Raw genomic sequence first — 17,970 nt, 5'->3', positions numbered from 1 at the left:
TGGCTATGGCGAGCATGCCAAAATCAAAGCAATCAAAATGCCATTACAGCTTGCGCTTCCGCTGAGCCTTCTATACTCGATTCCATAGGTCATCGCCACGCGCAGTGACACGAGATGACTCTGCAACGGGACGTGCTATGGAATGGCTGGGTCTGCATTTTTTTACCCCGCTTCCCGAGAGCGGGTATTTATTACTTAATTGCACCCATAACCCCTTCCTGGTGCTACTGGCGTACCTGGTTGCCTGCGCCGCGAGTTTTGGCACCCTGGACATGGCCGAGCGTGTCGGCCACGTTGATAACCTGACGGCAAAACGCCATTGGCGCTGGATCGGCGCCGGTTGCCTGGCCGGCGGGATCTGGTCGACGCACTTCATCAGCATGCTGGCGCTCCAGGCGCCCATCACTATCCATTACGAATGGTTCCTGACGCTGGCTTCATTGGCGATCGCGTTGATCGCTTCGTTGTTCGCCCTGCAAACCCTCAGTCATGCCCGAATGCGTTTTCATCAGTACCTGACGGCGGCCACCTGCATGGGCCTGGGCATCGCCCTGATGCACTACGTGGGCATGGCCGCCATGCGCTCCGAGGCCCAGGTGTATTTTTCCAGCGGGCTGTTCGGGTTGTCGGTGGCCATTGCCATTGGCGCCAGCCTGGCCGCCTTGCTGTTGTCCCGCTACCTGCGCAATGGCAGTGGAATGTTCCACCAACTGCTCAAGTACGCTGCCAGCCTGGTGCTCGGCGCCGGCATTATCAGCATGCACTTCACCGGTATGGCAGCCATGCAATTGCTGCTGCCCACCGGGGCCGTGCCGGCATTGCCCATCGACAACAACCCGACGCAACTGGGCCTGTCGGTGGCCGTCATCACGTTGTTGGTCATCGGCAGCAGCATCAGCGCGGCCCTCGCCGACAAGAAACTGCAGCACAAGGAACGCGACCTGCGTCGGGTCAATGCCCTGCTGACCGAACTGGACCAGGCGCGCGCATCCCTGCAGCAAGTGGCCCACTACGACGCCCTGACCAGCCTGCTCAATCGCCGGGGCTTCAACCAGATCTTCGCCGAAAACCTCGCGCAGAAAGCCCAGGCCGAGGGCATGCTGGCGGTGATCTTCCTCGACATCGACCACTTCAAGCGGATCAACGACAGCCTCGGCCATGATGCCGGCGATGAGCTGCTGACAGTCCTGGCCGGCCATATCAAGAGTTCGATACGCAGTCACAATGATGTAGTGGCGCGCTTTGGCGGCGATGAATTCTGCATCCTGATCAACATCCATCATCGCGACGAAGCGCGGCACATGGCCCAGCGCATCATGCAGAAAATGAAAGAGCCCATCGAGCTGGCTGGCCGGCGCATGGTGATGACCACCAGCATCGGTATCAGCGTGTTTCCCGAGGACGGGACCACCTGCGAGGAACTGCTGAAAACCGCCGACCTGGCGCTGTATCAATCCAAGGATGGCGGGCGCAACAGCTTGAACTTCTTCAGCTCCAACCTGAAAACCCGAGCCTTTCTCGAACTGCAGTTGGAAGAGGAATTGCGCAGTGCATTGCGCAACCAAAAGGAACTGGTCCTGCACTACCAACCGATTCTGGACCTGCACAAAGGCAAGGTCACCCGCCTCGAAGCCCTGGTGCGTTGGCAACACCCGCAACATGGGCTACTGGCGCCCGAACGGTTTATCGGCATCGCCGAAAACAACGGCCTGATCGCCGAGCTGGACAACTGGGTGCTGCGCCAGGCCTGTGCCGACCTGGGTTGGCTGACGGACCAGGGGCACCCGGAGCTGGTCATGGCCGTGAATTGTTCGGCCCTGAACCTGGCCCGTGACGAACTGGCAGATGAAATCGAATACGCCTTGCGCAGCAGTGGCATCGCCGCCAGCCGCCTGGAGCTGGAGGTGACCGAAAATGCCTTGATGGGCAACATCAGCAGCACCCTGATCCTGCTGCGGCAAATTCGCGCGCTGGGTGTGGCGCTGTCCATCGACGACTTCGGCACTGGCTACTCCTCCCTCTCCTACCTCAAACGCCTGCCCCTTAACACGCTGAAGATCGACCGCTCCTTTATCCAGGACATTCCCAAGTCCACCACCGATATGGAGATTGTCCAGGCGATCATCGGCATGGCCCACACCCTGCACCTGCAAGTCATTACCGAAGGCGTGGAAACCCAGCAGCAACTGGAGCTGTTGATCAAACATGGCTGCGATTACGTGCAGGGTTACCTGCTCAGTGCAGCGGTGCCGGCCAGTGAAATCAGTGCCGTGATCAAGGCACTTGACCAACGCAACCCGCCGGGCCTGGCGGGCAGCAAGGACACGACCAGCGCCAAGGGTTCATCGACGGGTTCTTCGGTAGTCCGCCCTATTCGCTGAAACGCCAGCATCAGGGCAAATCGCCAGTATTTGATTAAAGAACGCCGACGAACGGCCGATTCATGAGAGTCCAACGTAGCTTTTCCCTAGAAAACCTAGGGTTAAACCCTATCGGGTAAAGTCGCGAACTCTCACTCGGTGATGGCTCTTTGATGTTTTCCGGCCATCCGTCCAGGCACATGGCGCACAATGACTTCTAAAAATAATCCTGTTACCGCGGTATCCGACGTGTTGCTGACAGCGCCTGCGGAAAAACCCTCAGGTTCAAAGTCATTGACCAGTCAACGTGCGCTGGGCACCCAGCAATACCTGTACTTCACCGAAACCAACACCGACCGCATCCTCGACAACCTCGATGGCCTGCGCGACATGGTGTTCCCGCGCCCGCCGCACCTTGACGGTGACAGCGAGCTGCACAGTGAGCAGGAGTTTCCCTCGGTCTGCCTGATCGGCCTGGGGCGCTGTGGTTCCAACATCGCCCTGGATGTGGCGGAACTGGTGTACAACGCCCGCAAGTTTTATCTGAACGAGTTCAGCACCGAAGACAAATCCTACGTTGAAAAGGGCTACAGCCCAGCCCAGTGGATCCGTAACAACTTGCGCCTGGGCGCCAGCAAGGCCAGCAAGCCGGTGTTTCTGGTCGAGCCGCTGGTGATGCTCGGCGACCTGGACAAAGACATCGCCGGACGCATCCGTTTCTCGCGCAAGGGCGAGAAAAGCGGCTTTTTGCGCGACTACAGCAAAATGAAAATCATGGACCTGTCGGAAGTGCATGCCGGTGGCGCCGGTAACGCACCGATCCTCGGCCAGTACCTGGCCAAGATCATCCTCAACAAAGACACCCAGCGTTTTTCCAGCCCTGACTGGAAGATGATCCATTCGTACCTGATCGACTCCTGCGGGATCAAGGCCAACCAGTCGCGCCTGTACTTCTCGATCTTCAGCGCCGGCGGCGGCACCGGCTCGGGCATGGCCTCGGAGTTTGGCCTGGCCCAGCAACACTCGTACATGAACAAGACCTTCGACACCAAACCTGCCGACGAGCATGACAGCAAGAGCGGCCATGCCTTTGTGTTCGAGCCGATTTTCACCAGCGGGATCTGCGTGCTGCCGAACATCTCCGATCACCGCAGCGAAATGTCCGAGGCGCTGCATATCAACGCCGGTCGGCTGCTGTGCAAGTACCTGTCGGAGGAATGGGATTTCTCGTACAACTTCGACAATGAAGACAGCAGCGAGGCCAGTGTCAAAGGCCGTATCCGCCCGTGGAACGCGATGATGCTGATCTCCAACGACATCATGCGTTACGCCGAAGAAAGCGACGACGGCAACATCCAGAACATTGACGTCAATGCCATGGAAAAACACGCCAACCAATACATCTCACAGCAGATCTTCAACATCCTGACGGCTCAGGCGGTGACGACCGACTATGACCAGAACTATTTCCGCCGCGCCGGCATCGACATCGGTGAAACCATTCGCCTGGACGCCAACGACCTGTTCATGAGCCTGGCCGGGCCGGTGGCAATTGCCTACGCCGAGTCGGTAGTCCCGGAAACCCCGGCGCCGAGCAACGACAAGTTCAAGGTGTTTGAAAAAGAGCCGCAGCGCCTGAACATCGACGATTTGTTCTTCCGCTCCATCGACCTGCCCCACTTCAATAAAGTCACCCAGGCCATCGAAGGCATCAGCCTGTTGCCGATCGAATCCAAGCGCTACAAGGCATCCCTGGAGCAGTACAAGAACTCCGGCTATGACGCAGCGGCCCTGCATGACCTGCACTTCTTCAAGAACTGCTCGTCGGTGGTGTCCATCGTCTCCCTGCCCAAGGACTACAAACTGTCCTATATGGACCTGAACCGGCTCAAGACCCACCTCAACAGCCTGTTCCCCAACACCACCCTCAAGCGCTACGCCCTGGTGATCGGTGCTTCGGCCAACCTGTCGTTGACCACCCTGATCGCCAAGAGCCCCTGCCTGTCGGATGACTTCCTGACGTTGATCGTGGCCTTTATCAAGCGCTGCTTTGCACGCAACCCGTACCGTTTCGACGAGACCCTGGACAACTCGATCCTGGACTTCATCATCCATGAAGACTTCGACGAGGACCGTATCGACGAGTTACTCAACGAATTCGAGAACCCGGCGAAGATCCTCGATACCAACTGGTACGCGATCAAGCCGATGTATGAGAAGAAGTACCGCGAGCTGATCAACGACAAAGAGAAGTTTGTCTCGATCAACGACATTCGCCTGTCGCGCGATTGCGTGAAGAAGGCGATCAAGTACCTGCGTGAGATTTATCGTCACCGGATTGGCAAGACCAAGGTGATCTCGCTGAACAACCATACGGGCAAGACCGCCTAGACCGAGGCGCGCCCATCGCGAGCAAGCCCGCTCCCCCAGTTGACCGAGTTCCACTCTTGGAATGCGGCTGGATGTGGGAGCTGGCTTGGCTGCGATAGCGGTCTAACCGGCAACAAATATCCCTAACCTTGCCACACCAAGAAACAATTCCCCAGGCCATCCGCGCCCCGCAAAACTGTTCCCCTGACGTTTACGTCACCCTCGCCTGTGACCTTTCTTCACGGCCAGTTGCCATCATGGGCAAAGCGGTTACTCCGCTACACACTTTTAATGGCGCGCAACTCGCACTATTTTGGTGCGCGCGTTTAGTTCGATGCCCTTTCCTGGATCAGAATCCACGGTGAAACCACCACAGCCCACAAGCTCGGATCACGCTCCACCAGGTCCAATGCCCGCGTCGCAGACACTTCGCCAAGGCTCCCGGAGGCCAGCCAGGCGGCCACTTTGTCACGGTTGTCCTCGGCCATTCCCTCGGCCGCTTCGATCAAATCCAGGCCAGCGTCGACCCACAATAGGGCACCCTTGGCAAAGAACGGTTCGAGCTCCTTCCAGGAAATTTCCGCGGTTTCGCCGAGCAGCTTGGCATAGAGGGTGCTAGGTTCTTGCGTCATGGGAACTCACCTGAGGAAAAAATCGGCGCAATCATACCGTCGAGGCTTCCCCAGAAAAACCCAGTTGCAATTGAGGCACCGATTGAAAGTGTCAGGAACGCCAAGGATTGCCCGAGACTCTGGCAAGCACCCGCCGCTATTCTGTCTTTTTCTTTCATTTAAGCGACATACCCGGCGTTTGCCCCCAGCAGCCAGCTTTTCAAGCGATCAACCGGCGCTCTACACTGTACCGGTACAGTTGCCAGGCCGCTGCCGGGGGATATCCGAGATATCTGATCCGGTTCTGTAGCCCACAAGGCCGCTAGAACTATAAAAAATACAACAGTAAGAGTGGAGCACTATGAATAAGGCTACTAAGCAGATTTCCAAACTGTTTGCCGCTATGGTCCTGGCTGGGGTTGCCGGCCATTCGTTCGCAGCTGACACCATCAAGATCGGTATTGCCGGCCCTAAAACCGGCCCTGTGACCCAATACGGCGATATGCAGTTCATGGGCGCCAAGCAAGCCATCAAGGACATCAACGCCAAGGGCGGTGTCGATGGCAAAATGCTTGAGGCCAAGGAATACGACGACGCTTGCGACCCTAAACAAGCCGTTGCCGTCGCCAACAAAGTGGTCAACGACGGCGTCAAGTTCGTGGTCGGCCACCTCTGCTCCAGCTCCACTCAACCTGCAACCGACATCTACGAAGACGAAGGCGTGATCATGATCACTCCGGCGGCTACCAGCCCGGAAATCACCTCCCGTGGCTACAAGCTGATCTTCCGTACCATCGGCCTGGACAGCGCCCAGGGCCCAGCGGCCGGCAACTACATCGCCGACCACGTCAAGCCGAAGGTCGTTGCAGTCCTGCACGACAAGCAACAATACGGTGAAGGCATCGCCACCGCCGTTAAGCAGACCCTCGAGAGCAAAGGCACCAAGGTTGCTGTGTTCGAAGGCCTGAACGCCGGTGACAAGGACTTCTCCTCGATTATCCAGAAGCTCAAGCAAGCCAACGTCGACTTCGTCTACTACGGCGGCTACCACCCAGAACTGGGTCTGATCCTGCGCCAATCCCAGGAAAAAGGCCTGAAAGCCAAGTTCATGGGCCCGGAAGGCGTGGGCAACGACTCCATCTCGCAAATCGCCCAGAAAGCCTCCGAAGGCCTGCTGGTCACCCTGCCGAAATCCTTCGACGCCGACCCTGCGAACAAGGCCATCGTCGACGCACTCAAGGCTGACGGCAAAGACCCAAGCGGTCCGTTCGTGTTCCCAGCCTACTCGGCGGTTGAAATCATCGCGGGCGGCATCGCAGCTGCCAAAAGCGAAGACACCACCAAAGTGGCCGAGGCCATCCACGCGGGTACCTTCAAGACCCCGACCGGCGACCTGAGCTTCGATAAGAACGGCGACCTGAAAGACTTCAAGTTCGTGGTCTACGAATGGCACTTCGGTCAACCAAAAACCGAAGTTTCCCCTCAGTAAGCCAGGCGTTACTGGACAACAAGCCCACTGTGCAAGCAGTGGGTTTTGTTTTACGAGGTTTATGGGCCACGCACCCGCGATCCGGGCGCTGGTTCACCTGAAAATCTTAAAACCGTCACCAGCGGTTCGCTGGCAAATGCTTTGTGCAAATGTGCTCACAGAACACAGCACCGAGCAGGAAGATGACTCCACCAGTGAAATGCGTATCGGGTTTTTAGGAGCGCTGTAATGCCTGAGATCTATCATTTTTTCCAACAGCTGGTTAATGGCCTGACCATTGGCAGCACCTATGCCTTGATAGCCATTGGCTACACAATGGTTTACGGCATCATTGGAATGATCAACTTCGCCCACGGCGAGGTGTACATGATTGGCTCCTACGTGGCGTTCATTGCCATTGCCGGGCTGGCCATGATGGGTATCCACTCCCTGCCGCTGTTAATGACTGCCGCGTTCCTTGCGTCAATCGTCGTAACCAGTGCCTACGGCTACAGTATCGAACGTGTTGCATACCGCCCCTTGCGTGGCAGCAACCGCCTGATCCCGTTGATTTCCGCCATCGGCATGTCGATTTTCCTGCAGAACACCGTATTGCTGTCCCAGGACTCCAAGGACAAGTCCATTCCCAACCTGATCCCGGGGAGCTTTTCCTTCGGTCCAGGTGGTGCAGAAGAAGTGCTGATTTCCTACATGCAGGTCCTGGTCTTCGTCGTCACCCTGGTGGCCATGCTGGGCCTGACCCTGTTCATCTCCCGCTCCCGTCTGGGGCGCGCCTGCCGGGCCTGCGCCGAAGACATCAAGATGGCCAACCTGCTGGGTATCAACACCAACAACATCATTGCCCTGACCTTCGTCATCGGCGCCGCACTGGCCGCCGTCGCTGCCGTGTTGCTGAGCATGCAGTATGGCGTGATCAACCCCAACGCCGGCTTCCTGGTGGGGCTCAAAGCCTTCACTGCGGCGGTCCTCGGCGGCATCGGCAGTATTCCGGGCGCGATGCTCGGCGGGCTGGTGCTGGGTGTGGCCGAAGCCTTTGGTGCCGATATCTTCGGCGACCAGTACAAGGACGTGGTGGCATTCGGTCTATTGGTTCTGGTGCTGTTATTCCGGCCGACCGGCATCCTGGGCCGTCCGGAGGTTGAGAAAGTATGAGCAGATATCTTAAATCGGCGTTTTTCAGCGCCTTGCTGGTATGGGCCGTGGCCTTTCCGGTACTCGGGCTCAAGCTGAGCATTGTCGGGATCAACCTTGAAGTACACGGCACCGGGCCAGTCACCCTGACCATCATTGCCCTGTGCTCGGTGCTGATGTTCCTGCGGGTGCTGTTCACTCAGCAGGTCGGTGCGCTGCTCAAGTCCAAACGTGGCCCGCTGGTCTCGCCCAAGGTCAGCCAGTTCCTGACCCTGCCGCGCACCCAGCGCTACATCATCATCGGCCTGATCGTGGCCGCGTTGATCTGGCCATTCTTCGGCTCCCGTGGTGCGGTGGATATCGCCACCCTGATCCTGATCTACGTGCTGCTGGGCCTGGGCCTGAACATCGTGGTGGGCCTCGCCGGCCTGCTCGACCTGGGTTATGTGGGCTTCTACGCCGTGGGTGCCTACACCTACGCGCTGCTCTCGCACTACCTGGGCTGGAGCTTCTGGATCTGCCTGCCACTGGCCGGCATGGCGGCGGCCACCTTCGGCTTCCTGCTGGGCTTCCCGGTGTTGCGCCTGCGCGGTGACTACCTGGCCATCGTGACCCTGGGCTTTGGTGAGATCATCCGCCTGTTCCTGCGTAACCTCACCGATATCACCGGCGGTCCCAACGGCATCAGCAGCATTCCCAAGCCAACGTTCTTCGGCTTGTCGTTTGATCGCTCCGCTGCCGAAGGCATGCAGACCTTCCACGAGTACTTCGGGATTGCCTACAACCCCGTGAGCAAGGTGGTGTTCCTGTACCTGGTCGCCCTGTTGCTGGCCCTGGCCGCGCTGTTCGTGATCAACCGCCTGCTGCGCATGCCGATCGGGCGTGCCTGGGAAGCGCTGCGTGAAGACGAAATCGCCTGCCGCGCGCTGGGCCTGAACCCGACCATCATCAAGCTCTCGGCCTTCACCCTGGGTGCCGCGTTCGCCGGTTTTGCCGGTAGCTTCTTTGCCGCTCGCCAAGGTCTGGTGACACCGGAATCGTTCACCTTCATCGAGTCGGCAATCATCCTCGCCATCGTGGTGTTGGGTGGCATGGGCTCGCAGTTGGGCGTGATCCTTGCGGCCATCGTGATGATCCTGCTGCCGGAACTGATGCGTGAATTCAGTGAGTACCGCATGTTGATGTTCGGCGCCATGATGGTGCTGATGATGATCTGGCGCCCTCAAGGCCTGCTGCCCATGCAACGTCCACATATGGAGCTGCGCAAATGAGCCGCGAGATCCTGAAAGTCGAAAACCTGAGCATGCGCTTCGGCGGCTTGCTGGCGGTCAATGGCGTCGCCCTGACCGTCAAAGAGAAACAAGTGGTCGCGTTGATCGGCCCCAACGGCGCCGGCAAGACCACGGTGTTCAACTGCCTGACCGGTTTCTACAAACCGGCCGGTGGCAGCATCCTGCTGGACGGCCAGCCGATCCAGGGCCTGGCCGGTCACGAGATCGCCCGCAAGGGCGTGGTGCGGACCTTCCAGAACGTGCGGTTGTTCAAGGACATGACCGCCGTGGAAAATCTGCTGATCGCCCAACACCGGCACCTGAACACCAATTTCTTCGCGGGCCTGTTCAAGACCCCGGCGTTCCGCAAGAGCGAGCGCGAGGCCATGGAGTACGCCGCGTACTGGCTGGACAAGGTCAACCTGACCGAGTTTGCCAACCGCCCGGCCGGCACCCTGGCCTACGGTCAGCAACGGCGCCTGGAAATCGCCCGCTGCATGATGACCCGCCCGCGGATCCTGATGCTCGACGAACCGGCTGCCGGCCTCAACCCCAAGGAAACCGAAGACCTCAAGGCGTTGATCGGTGTGCTGCGTGAAGAAAACAACGCCACCGTGCTGCTGATCGAACACGACATGAAACTGGTCATGAGCATTTCCGACCATATCGTCGTGATCAACCAGGGCACGCCATTGGCCAACGGGACGCCGGAGCAGATCCGCGACAACCCGGAAGTGATCAAAGCCTATTTGGGGGAAGCGTAAATGCTGCAATTCGAAAACGTTTCCACTTTCTACGGCAAGATCCAGGCCCTGCACGAGGTCAACGTGGAAGTGCGCCAGGGCGAGATCGTCACCCTGATCGGTGCCAACGGTGCCGGCAAATCCACCTTGCTGATGACCTTGTGCGGCTCGCCCCAGGCGCACAGCGGCAGCATCCGCTATATGGGTGAGGAACTGGTGGGCCAGCACTCTGCGGCGATCATGCGCAAGAGCATTGCCGTGGTCCCGGAAGGCCGTCGGGTGTTTGCCCGCCTGACCGTGGAAGAGAACCTGGCCATGGGCGGGTTCTTTACCGACAAGGGCGACTACCAGGAGCAGATGGACAAGGTGCTGCACCTGTTCCCTCGGCTCAAGGAGCGCTTCAGCCAGCGCGGCGGCACCATGTCCGGTGGCGAACAGCAAATGCTTGCCATCGGCCGTGCGCTGATGAGCAAGCCCAAGCTGCTGCTGTTGGATGAGCCGTCCCTGGGCCTGGCCCCGATCATCATCCAGCAGATCTTCGACATCATCGAGCAACTGCGCAAGGACGGTGTGACGGTGTTCCTGGTGGAACAGAACGCCAACCAGGCACTGAAAATTGCCGACCGCGCCTATGTGTTGGAAAACGGCCGGGTAGTGATGCAGGGCAGCGGCGAACAACTGCTGACCGACCCGAAAGTGCGCGAGGCTTACCTCGGCGGCTAGGGTCTGAATGTGGGAGCGGGCTTGCCCGCGAAGGCGGTGTGTCGGTGCCGGATGGTTTGGCTGACACACCTCTATCGCGAGCAAACCCGCTCCCACATTTGCTTTGTGTGAACCGTAGAATTTGCATTGTTTTAACTTTTCTTCGAACCACCTGTAACGATCCCCTCCCCCCTTTCTCTAGTGGGGTATGCAAGCACAAACGCTTGCTTACCCACCTCACTGCTGGAGAAACACCATGACCACCCGTTCGCTGTCCGCCGCCACCCTCGTCCTCGCCCTGGGGTCGGCCTTGAGCCTGAGCACCCTGACCACTGTCGCCCATGCCGACGACGCGAAGATGGAAAAATGCTTCGGCGTCGCCCTCAAAGGCAAGAATGACTGCGCCGCAGGCCCCGGCACTACCTGTGCGGGCACCTCGAAAACCGACTACCAGGCCAACGCCTGGAACCTGGTCCCTGAAGGCACCTGCGTGAAGATGGAAAGCCAAACCTCGCCGACAGGTTTTGGCCAACTGGAAGCCTTCAAGGCCAAGTCCTGAATCACCCCTGCCTGAGTACTGACGATGACGCTTTCATCCCTGCCTGATGTCGCCCAGGCTCAGGCACCCGGCCTTGCGTGCCGGGCCGGGCTGGGGCTCAAGAGCGAACACTGGCATACAGTGCTCGCCACCCTGCCCGATATTGGTTTTTTTGAAGTCCACGCCGAAAACTACATGGTGGCCGGCGGGCCTTTTCATCACTACCTGGGCTTGATCCGCGAGCAGTATCCGCTGTCGCTGCATGGCGTCGGCCTGTCCATCGGCGGCGAAGGCCCGCTGAGCCAGGCCCACCTGGCGCGCCTGGCGGTACTGATCGAGCGCTATCAACCCCAATCCTTTTCCGAACACCTGGCCTGGTCCAGCCACGGCCCGGTGTTTCTCAACGATCTGCTGCCCCTGGCCTATGACGACGCAACTCTCATGCGAGTGTGCGAACACGTGGACCAGGTACAAACCACCCTCAAGCGGCCTATGTTGCTGGAGAATCCGTCGACCTACCTGCAGTTCCAACGCTCCACCCTGGATGAAACCGACTTTATCCGCGAGGTCATCCGGCGCACCGACTGCGGCTTGTTGCTGGACGTAAACAATGTGTATGTGTCCTGCATCAATCATCAGCAGGATCCGTTGGCCTACCTCGATGCGTTGCCTTTGCACGCGGTGGGCGAGATTCATCTGGCAGGCTTTGCCGAAGACAGCGACAGCCTTGGTGATCGCCTGCTGATTGATGATCACGGCGCGCCCATCGACAACGCCGTCTGGCAGTTGTATCAGCAGGCCTTGCAACGTACCGGGCCGGTTGCGACGCTGATCGAGCGCGACAACGATGTACCGGCCTTCAGCGTATTGCACGCCGAAGCCCGGCAAGCCGAGCGCTACTTGCTGGCTGCGGCGGTGCGCCCATGAATGTGCTCGAACAGTTTGCAAAGGCCCTGTTGGCGCCGGGCCAGCCATGCCCGGAGGGTTTGTTCAGCCACAACGGCGCCGATCCCGCCAGCCGTTTTGCGGTGTATCGCAACAACGTCCACAATTCGTTAATCAGCGCCCTGGCCGACAGTTACCCAGTAACCCGGCAACTGGTGGGCGATGGGTTTTTCCGCGCCATGGCCGGGTTGTATGTCCAGGCCTATCCACCCACCAGCCCGCTGCTCAACGAGTACGGCAGCGACCTCGCCGCCTTTATCCAGGGCTTCGCCCCCGCCGCCAGCGTGCCTTACCTGGCGGACGTCGCGCGACTGGAGCACTTGCGGATCAACGCCTATCACGCCGCCGACACACCCGTCGCCGAGCCCCAGGCCGTCATCGACCAACTGCAACAGTTGCCCAGCCTGGGCAACGTACGCCTGCACCTGCACCCCAGCGTCAGCACCCTGCAGTCGAACTATGCCGTGGTGGCGTTATGGGCCGCGCATCAAACCACCGACACCGTCGCCAGCCTCAACCCCTGGCAGGAGCAAAGCGCGTTGATCCTGCGCAACGGCCTGGAAGTCGAGGTATTCGGCATCGACAGCGGCTGCGTGACGTTTATCAACAGCCTGGCCAACGATTGGCCCCTGGAAATGGCGGTGGCGTACGCCCTCGACGCAGCGAGCGAATTTGACCTGCACCACTGCCTGGGACTGCTGATCAACCACCGCGCCATCACCCATATCAAGGTACAACCATGAACACTGCCGCTACGCGCCTGATTGCACGCGCCACCCAAACCTTCGGGAACATCCCCTACAGCCTGATCGCCCTTATTGCACGCTTTTCCATGGCGGCGGTGTTCTGGAAGTCCGGCCAGACCAAGGTCCAGGGCTTTGCCGTCGACCTGATAGACGGCACCTTCGAACTGGGTGTGCCGCAGTTGGCCAACTCCACCGTGCCGTTGTTTAAAAGTGAATACCACGTACCGTTTGTGCCCGCAGAAGTGGCGGCGTACCTGGCTACGTTCGCCGAGCATTTTTTCCCGGTCCTGATTCTGCTGGGGCTGGCCACGCGCTTTTCGGCCCTGGCCTTGTTGGGTATGACCCTGGTGATCCAGTTGTTTGTCTACCCCGACGCCTACCCGACCCACGGCACCTGGATCGCCTTGCTGCTGCTGTTGATGGCCAAGGGGCCAGGACGGGTGTCCATAGATCACTGGATTGCCCGGCGCTGGCGCTAAAGCCGGTCCAGTGCCTCGCCATTGCGTTTGAACCAGCCCACCAGGTAATCGGCCAGTACTTGGGTACGGCGTGGCAACCCGCCCTGATAGGGGTGGACCAGGTACATCGGCTGGCTACGAGTCTGATAATCACGCAGGAGCCAACGCAGCCGGCCGTCAGCCAATTCCATCTGCAACAGATAGGAGGGCAGCCGTGCGATGCCGGCACCCACCAACGCAGCCTTTTTCAGCAGGTTGTAGTGGTTGGAGGCAAACGTGCCATCCACCCGGACCCGCAGCAATTCGTGTTGCTGGTGATACAGCCACTCTTCGCGACCACTGTAGTGGCTGTTGAGCAAGCAACGGTGGCCGACCAGCTCCGCCGGTGTCAGCGGTTCCCCGTGTTGCTCCAGATAGGCCGGGCTGGCGCAGGTCATTTCATGCCAGGCCAACAGCGGCCTGGCGACCAGCCTTTCATCGTTGGCCACCGCCGAGCGTACTGCCAGATCAAAACCGTCCCGCGCCAGGTCACGATAATTGTTGTTCAGATCCAGCTCGATCTGTACTTGCGGGTACTGCCGGGAAAACTCCAGCAACAGACCATCGAAGAAGGTTTCACCCAGGGAAACCGGAACGGTCATACGCACCGGCCCTGCCACATCGTCCTTGAGCCGCGCCAATGCCTGACGCGCGCGGTCGACCTGGATTACCAATGCCTGGGCCTGGGGTAACAGCGCCGCGCCGGCGGCAGTGAGGCTTAAACGGCGGGTGGTGCGATGCAGCAACACCACCGAAAACTGCGCCTCCAACTGGCTGATGCGCTTGGACAACTGGCCCTTGCTGCACCCCAGTTGCTGGGCGGCCAGGGTAAAACTGCCGGCTTCGATCAACACCGCAAACGCCGCCAGATCATCCATCTCGCTCATGGATTGTTTCCATTTGAAAACCAAAGGTTGCCTATTAGTGCGCTTATCCGCAGAAAAAACCACTCTAGACTCAAGGCTCACCTGAACCTCTAGAGGAACGACACATGAAAATCCTGTTGATTGGCGCCAGCGGCACGGTGGGCTCAGCGGTCAAGGCCGAACTGTCCCAGCGCCATGAAGTGATCAGCATTGGTCGCACGAGCGGCGACTTTCACGTCGATATCAGCGACAGCGCTTCGATCCGCCGACTGTTTGCACAAACCGGCAAGTTCGACGCCCTGGTGTGCGCCGCCGGCAGCGTCAACTTTGTGCCCCTGGGCGAAATGGACGCCAGCCACTTCGACCTCGGCCTGCAAGACAAACTGATGGGCCAGGTCAACCTGCTGCTGATCGGCCGCGAATTTGCCAACGACGGTGCGTCCTTCACCTTCACCAGCGGCATCCTCAACCGCGACCCGATCCGCACCGGCACCTCGGCGGCGCTGGTCAATGGCGCCATTGATGCTTTCGTCAAAGCGGCGGCAATTGAACTGCCACGGGGCCTGCGGATCAACTCGGTCAGCCCCAACGTACTGCTGGAGGCCATGGGTAGCTATGCGCCTTATTTCCGGGGCTTCAAGCCGGTGCCTGCGGCAGATGTAGCTTTGGCCTACGCCAAGAGTGTGGAAGGCTTACAGACCGGGCAGACTTACATCGTCGGCTGATCACTTGATCAGCGACGGCATCATCTCCAACAACTGATCGCGGGGGATGGAGAACCTCAGGCTCGGACCGTCGAGCACACCCTGGACCGTCGCCGTATTGAGCTGCCGGCCATTGAGGTACAGGGCCATCTGTTTATGCATGGCCGCCTGGGACAGCGCCTTCGTGCGCTCCTGGGCCTGCGGTGTCAGCGTCACATCAACCTCGATAAACTCGGGGTGGAGGGCTTGGGCTTTTTTCAGGGTCAAGGTGATATCGGTGAAGTCGGTCTGTGAGGTATAGAACAGCTTGGCCGGCACCTCGGCCCAGGCCAGGGGTGCCACGCAGGCCAGGGCGAAAAGGGCCCATCGAATGTTCATATGAATGCGCCTTTCGAAAAACTTAAACTTGGCATAAGGCTTCCGTAACATCCACGGGAAAAGGCTTAATTTCAGGCTCCGTTAAAATGCTGCAACCTATTCGCCCATCACCGACTTGTGATGCAGCGCCAGCCTGCGTAACGTGGCGGCACTTGTCAGGAGACCCGATAATGCGTGCCGCCCGTATCCTTGCTCTGTTTGCCCTACTGCCCCTGTTCACCGCCTGCCAGGTGTTTGAGCGCGACCCGGCCAAGCCGTCCACGGCGGGCCTGACCCGCATGCAGGGCGAGTTGACCGCCATCGGCGATAAACTGCTGTTCCAGCCCTGCCATGACCAGCGCAACTACGTGGTCAACGATACCGGCGGCACCAGCATCCTCCAGGAAGCGGCGTCCCTGGCCGGCCAGCAAGGGGCCTTGTTTGCCGACTTGCGCGGCAAGTTCTCCGGGGTCGCCAGCGGCACCCAGGGCCAGGTGGAGCTGCAGCAGTTGTACCGCGTCGAACGCTCGACCTCGGCCTGTGACGACCCGGACTTCAAGCGCATGATCCTGCGCGCCAACGGCCACAAACCCGCGTGGGCGCTGAATGTCACCAACAAGGGCATGGTCCTGCAGCGCGAGGGCCAGCCACCGCTGCCGGTACCTTATGTGGAAGAGCAACTGGGCGATGGCCGTTTCAACCTTACCACCGAAGCCAACGGCCAGAAGATCGAACTGTGGGTCGCGCCCCAGCGCTGCATCGACAGCGTCAGCGGCAGCCTGCAGCACATGAGCGCCGAACTTCGGATCAACGGCCAGGTACAGCGTGGCTGCGCGGCGTTTGGCGGCTCGCGAGACGACTGATTCGGCCCTGCGCTGTTTTAGCATGACGGGAAACCGCCGTTGGAGCTTATAATCGCCGGTTTGCAAAACCGCCGGCCCTACCAAACGCCGCATACCGGATCCTGTCATGCTACGAATCACCGAACTCAAGCTGCCCATCGACCATCCCGAAGAAGACCTGCGGCCTGCGATTGTGCAGCGCTTGGGCATCGCCAGTGATGATCTGCTCGATTTCACCCTGTTCAAACGCAGCTACGATGCGCGCAAGAAATCATCGGAGCTGTGCTTCATCTACACCGTCGACCTTGAGGTCAAGGGCGAAGCCGCCCTGCTGCTCAAGTTCGCGGACGACCGCAATATCAACGCCGCACCGGATGTCAGCTACAAGGTAGTCGGCCAGGCGCCGGCCGACCTGAGCGAGCGACCGATTGTGGTCGGTTTCGGTCCTTGCGGGATTTTTGCCGGGCTGTTGCTGGCGCAGATGGGTTTCAAGCCGATCATCCTCGAGCGTGGCCGCGAAGTGCGCCAGCGCACCAAGGACACCTGGGGCCTGTGGCGCAAAAGCGTACTCAACCCCGAGTCCAACGTGCAGTTCGGCGAGGGCGGCGCCGGGACCTTTTCCGACGGCAAGCTCTACAGTCAGATCAAGGATCCGAAGTTCCACGGGCGCAAGGTGCTGCACGAGTTCGTCAAGGCCGGCGCGCCAGACGAAATCCTTTACGTCAGCAAACCGCATATCGGCACCTTCCGCCTGACCGGCGTGGTAGAAAACATGCGCCAGCAGATCATCGCCCTGGGCGGTGAGGTGCGTTTCGAACAGCGGGTCACCGACGTGCTGATCGAGGACGGCCAGTTAAATGGCGTGGTCGTCGATGGTGGCGAGCAGATCCTCTCCAGGCACGTGATCCTCGCCCTCGGCCACAGTGCCCGCGACACCTTCCGCATGCTCCACGGCCGTGGCGTATACATGGAAGCCAAGCCGTTTTCGGTGGGTTTCCGTATCGAACACCCGCAGTCGCTGATCGACGCCGCGCGCCTGGGCAAGTATGCCGGGCACCCAAAACTGGGCGCGGCCGACTACAAGCTGGTGCACCACGCCAAGAACGGCCGTTCGGTGTACAGCTTCTGCATGTGCCCGGGCGGTACGGTGGTGGCGGCCACTTCCGAGCCAAATCGGGTCGTGACCAACGGCATGAGCCAGTACTCGCGTAACGAGCGCAATGCCAACTCCGGGATCGTGGTCGGTATCACCCCGGAAGTGGACTATCCGGGCGGCCCGCTGGCCGGGATCGAGTTACAGGAGCGCCTGGAATCCCATGCGTTCATCCTCGGCGGCAGCAACTACGAAGCACCGGCGCAACTGGTGGGTGATTTCATCGCTGGCAAGCCGTCCACCGCTATTGGTAGCGTGGAACCTTCCTACAAGCCAGGCGTTGCCCTCGGCGACTTGGCCCTGGCCTTGCCAGACTTCGCCATCGAGGCCATCCGCGAAGCGTTGCCGGCCTTTGAGAAGCAGATCAAGGGCTACTCGCTGCATGACGCAGTCCTGACCGGGATCGAAACCCGCACTTCGTCGCCACTGCGGATCACCCGCGACGCGTCGATGCAGAGCTTGAATGTGAAAGGTCTGTTCCCGGCGGGTGAAGGCGCAGGTTATGCCGGCGGGATCCTGTCGGCAGGCGTTGATGGGATTCGGATTGCCGAAGCCGTGGCGCGCAACATCCTCGGAATCGAAGCCTGAGTAAACGCGCTCCATTGTGGGAGCGGGCAAGCCCGCCTCCCACAGTGATCGTCATGC

Annotated in this window: 17 protein-coding genes; 14 read left to right on the top strand and 3 right to left on the bottom strand. The window is 59.8% G+C overall.

The genetic code is table 11. The features are described from left to right. Positions 1-137: 137 nt before the first annotated feature. Together PSFL_RS05515 and PSFL_RS05510 are read left to right on the top strand one after the other, a co-directional pair. Positions 138-2,381 (top strand): bifunctional diguanylate cyclase/phosphodiesterase, encoded by a 2,244-nt coding sequence (locus tag PSFL_RS05515; RefSeq protein ID WP_115127553.1) that lies wholly within the window; start codon positions 138-140, stop codon positions 2,379-2,381. Between the two features lie 189 nt (positions 2,382-2,570). Beyond that, a complete protein-coding gene (locus tag PSFL_RS05510) occupies positions 2,571-4,751 on the top strand; it encodes a hypothetical protein (protein ID WP_057958732.1) in 2,181 nt (726 codons plus the stop codon). Between the two features lie 305 nt (positions 4,752-5,056). Here PSFL_RS05510 and PSFL_RS05505 read toward each other — a convergent pair whose 3' ends face one another. Beyond that, positions 5,057-5,362, bottom strand: coding sequence for a DUF2288 domain-containing protein (locus PSFL_RS05505; protein ID WP_057958731.1), 306 nt, complete (start codon positions 5,360-5,362; stop codon positions 5,057-5,059). A 340-nt stretch (positions 5,363-5,702) separates the two neighbouring features. On the opposite strand from PSFL_RS05505, the gene PSFL_RS05500 reads away from it, so the two are divergent. The 9 genes from PSFL_RS05500 (at position 5,703) to PSFL_RS05460 (ending at position 13,385) form a co-directional block, all read left to right on the top strand. Further along, positions 5,703-6,830 carry a branched-chain amino acid ABC transporter substrate-binding protein gene (locus tag PSFL_RS05500; protein ID WP_057958730.1) on the top strand — a complete coding sequence of 376 codons (1,128 nt, stop codon included), beginning with the start codon at positions 5,703-5,705 and terminating at the stop codon, positions 6,828-6,830. 228 nt (positions 6,831-7,058) lie between these two features. Then, entirely contained in the window at positions 7,059-7,982 is a 924-nt protein-coding gene (gene livH, locus PSFL_RS05495) for a high-affinity branched-chain amino acid ABC transporter permease LivH (protein WP_057439832.1), read from the top strand. Next, positions 7,979-9,232, top strand: a complete 1,254-nt coding sequence (locus tag PSFL_RS05490) for a high-affinity branched-chain amino acid ABC transporter permease LivM (protein WP_397469789.1) — start codon at positions 7,979-7,981, stop codon at positions 9,230-9,232. The genes livH and PSFL_RS05490 overlap by 4 nt, the downstream gene beginning before the upstream one ends. Then, a complete protein-coding gene (gene livG, locus PSFL_RS05485; RefSeq protein WP_038446527.1) occupies positions 9,229-9,996 on the top strand; it encodes a high-affinity branched-chain amino acid ABC transporter ATP-binding protein LivG in 768 nt (255 codons plus the stop codon). The genes PSFL_RS05490 and livG overlap by 4 nt, the downstream gene beginning before the upstream one ends. Continuing rightward, positions 9,997-10,698 (top strand): ABC transporter ATP-binding protein, encoded by a 702-nt coding sequence (locus PSFL_RS05480; protein WP_057439834.1) that lies wholly within the window; start codon positions 9,997-9,999, stop codon positions 10,696-10,698. Positions 10,699-10,933: 235 nt separating this feature from the next. Next, positions 10,934-11,236 (top strand): DUF2282 domain-containing protein, encoded by a 303-nt coding sequence (locus PSFL_RS05475; protein ID WP_057439836.1) that lies wholly within the window; start codon positions 10,934-10,936, stop codon positions 11,234-11,236. 24 nt (positions 11,237-11,260) lie between these two features. Next, entirely contained in the window at positions 11,261-12,142 is an 882-nt protein-coding gene (locus PSFL_RS05470) for a DUF692 domain-containing protein (RefSeq protein WP_397469788.1), read from the top strand. Then, a complete protein-coding gene (locus tag PSFL_RS05465; RefSeq protein WP_397469787.1) occupies positions 12,139-12,903 on the top strand; it encodes a DUF2063 domain-containing protein in 765 nt (254 codons plus the stop codon). The genes PSFL_RS05470 and PSFL_RS05465 overlap by 4 nt, the downstream gene beginning before the upstream one ends. Continuing rightward, entirely contained in the window at positions 12,900-13,385 is a 486-nt protein-coding gene (locus PSFL_RS05460) for a DoxX family protein (protein WP_057439839.1), read from the top strand. The genes PSFL_RS05465 and PSFL_RS05460 overlap by 4 nt, the downstream gene beginning before the upstream one ends. On the opposite strand, the gene PSFL_RS05455 is transcribed toward PSFL_RS05460, so the two are convergent. Then, positions 13,382-14,290: a LysR family transcriptional regulator gene (locus tag PSFL_RS05455; protein ID WP_057439842.1), complete on the bottom strand. Its 909-nt coding sequence runs from the start codon at positions 14,288-14,290 to the stop codon at positions 13,382-13,384. The two genes, PSFL_RS05460 and PSFL_RS05455, sit on opposite strands and share 4 nt — an antisense overlap. 104 nt (positions 14,291-14,394) lie before the next feature. Between PSFL_RS05455 and PSFL_RS05450 the strand changes: the two genes are divergently transcribed. After that, positions 14,395-14,994, top strand: a complete 600-nt coding sequence (locus tag PSFL_RS05450; protein ID WP_057444376.1) for a short chain dehydrogenase — start codon at positions 14,395-14,397, stop codon at positions 14,992-14,994. Here PSFL_RS05450 and PSFL_RS05445 read toward each other — a convergent pair whose 3' ends face one another. After that, positions 14,995-15,351, bottom strand: coding sequence for a hypothetical protein (locus PSFL_RS05445; protein WP_057439844.1), 357 nt, complete (start codon positions 15,349-15,351; stop codon positions 14,995-14,997). A 170-nt stretch (positions 15,352-15,521) separates the two neighbouring features. On the opposite strand from PSFL_RS05445, the gene PSFL_RS05440 reads away from it, so the two are divergent. Both PSFL_RS05440 and PSFL_RS05435 read left to right on the top strand, forming a co-directional pair. After that, complete coding sequence (locus PSFL_RS05440) at positions 15,522-16,193, top strand: COG3650 family protein (protein ID WP_115127548.1); 672 nt, start codon at positions 15,522-15,524, stop codon at positions 16,191-16,193. 106 nt (positions 16,194-16,299) lie between these two features. Beyond that, positions 16,300-17,913, top strand: coding sequence for an NAD(P)/FAD-dependent oxidoreductase (locus PSFL_RS05435; protein WP_057958721.1), 1,614 nt, complete (start codon positions 16,300-16,302; stop codon positions 17,911-17,913). The last annotated feature ends 57 nt before the right edge of the window (positions 17,914-17,970 follow it).

It is taken from the genome of Pseudomonas sp. DD1 (genome assembly GCF_044510355.1).
Taxonomy (GTDB): Bacteria; Pseudomonadota; Gammaproteobacteria; order Pseudomonadales; family Pseudomonadaceae; genus Aquipseudomonas; species Aquipseudomonas shahriarae.
This window is presented reverse-complemented; position numbering and strand designations above follow the sequence as displayed.

What these genes read in the sequence shown, in the direction of transcription:
- PSFL_RS05445 (WP_057439844.1), bottom strand. Translation starts at nt 15,351, where the DNA reads ATGAACATTCGATGGGCCCTTTTCGCCCTGGCCTGCGTGGCACCCCTG.
- PSFL_RS05480 (WP_057439834.1), top strand. Translation starts at nt 9,997, where the DNA reads ATGCTGCAATTCGAAAACGTTTCCACTTTCTACGGCAAGATCCAGGCC.
- livH (WP_057439832.1), top strand. Translation starts at nt 7,059, where the DNA reads ATGCCTGAGATCTATCATTTTTTCCAACAGCTGGTTAATGGCCTGACC.
- PSFL_RS05450 (WP_057444376.1), top strand. Translation starts at nt 14,395, where the DNA reads ATGAAAATCCTGTTGATTGGCGCCAGCGGCACGGTGGGCTCAGCGGTC.
- PSFL_RS05490 (WP_397469789.1), top strand. Translation starts at nt 7,979, where the DNA reads ATGAGCAGATATCTTAAATCGGCGTTTTTCAGCGCCTTGCTGGTATGG.
- PSFL_RS05475 (WP_057439836.1), top strand. Translation starts at nt 10,934, where the DNA reads ATGACCACCCGTTCGCTGTCCGCCGCCACCCTCGTCCTCGCCCTGGGG.
- PSFL_RS05465 (WP_397469787.1), top strand. Translation starts at nt 12,139, where the DNA reads ATGAATGTGCTCGAACAGTTTGCAAAGGCCCTGTTGGCGCCGGGCCAG.
- PSFL_RS05510 (WP_057958732.1), top strand. Translation starts at nt 2,571, where the DNA reads ATGACTTCTAAAAATAATCCTGTTACCGCGGTATCCGACGTGTTGCTG.
- PSFL_RS05505 (WP_057958731.1), bottom strand. Translation starts at nt 5,362, where the DNA reads ATGACGCAAGAACCTAGCACCCTCTATGCCAAGCTGCTCGGCGAAACC.
- PSFL_RS05455 (WP_057439842.1), bottom strand. Translation starts at nt 14,290, where the DNA reads ATGAGCGAGATGGATGATCTGGCGGCGTTTGCGGTGTTGATCGAAGCC.
- PSFL_RS05470 (WP_397469788.1), top strand. Translation starts at nt 11,261, where the DNA reads ATGACGCTTTCATCCCTGCCTGATGTCGCCCAGGCTCAGGCACCCGGC.
- PSFL_RS05460 (WP_057439839.1), top strand. Translation starts at nt 12,900, where the DNA reads ATGAACACTGCCGCTACGCGCCTGATTGCACGCGCCACCCAAACCTTC.
- PSFL_RS05500 (WP_057958730.1), top strand. Translation starts at nt 5,703, where the DNA reads ATGAATAAGGCTACTAAGCAGATTTCCAAACTGTTTGCCGCTATGGTC.
- livG (WP_038446527.1), top strand. Translation starts at nt 9,229, where the DNA reads ATGAGCCGCGAGATCCTGAAAGTCGAAAACCTGAGCATGCGCTTCGGC.
- PSFL_RS05435 (WP_057958721.1), top strand. Translation starts at nt 16,300, where the DNA reads ATGCTACGAATCACCGAACTCAAGCTGCCCATCGACCATCCCGAAGAA.
- PSFL_RS05515 (WP_115127553.1), top strand. Translation starts at nt 138, where the DNA reads ATGGAATGGCTGGGTCTGCATTTTTTTACCCCGCTTCCCGAGAGCGGG.
- PSFL_RS05440 (WP_115127548.1), top strand. Translation starts at nt 15,522, where the DNA reads ATGCGTGCCGCCCGTATCCTTGCTCTGTTTGCCCTACTGCCCCTGTTC.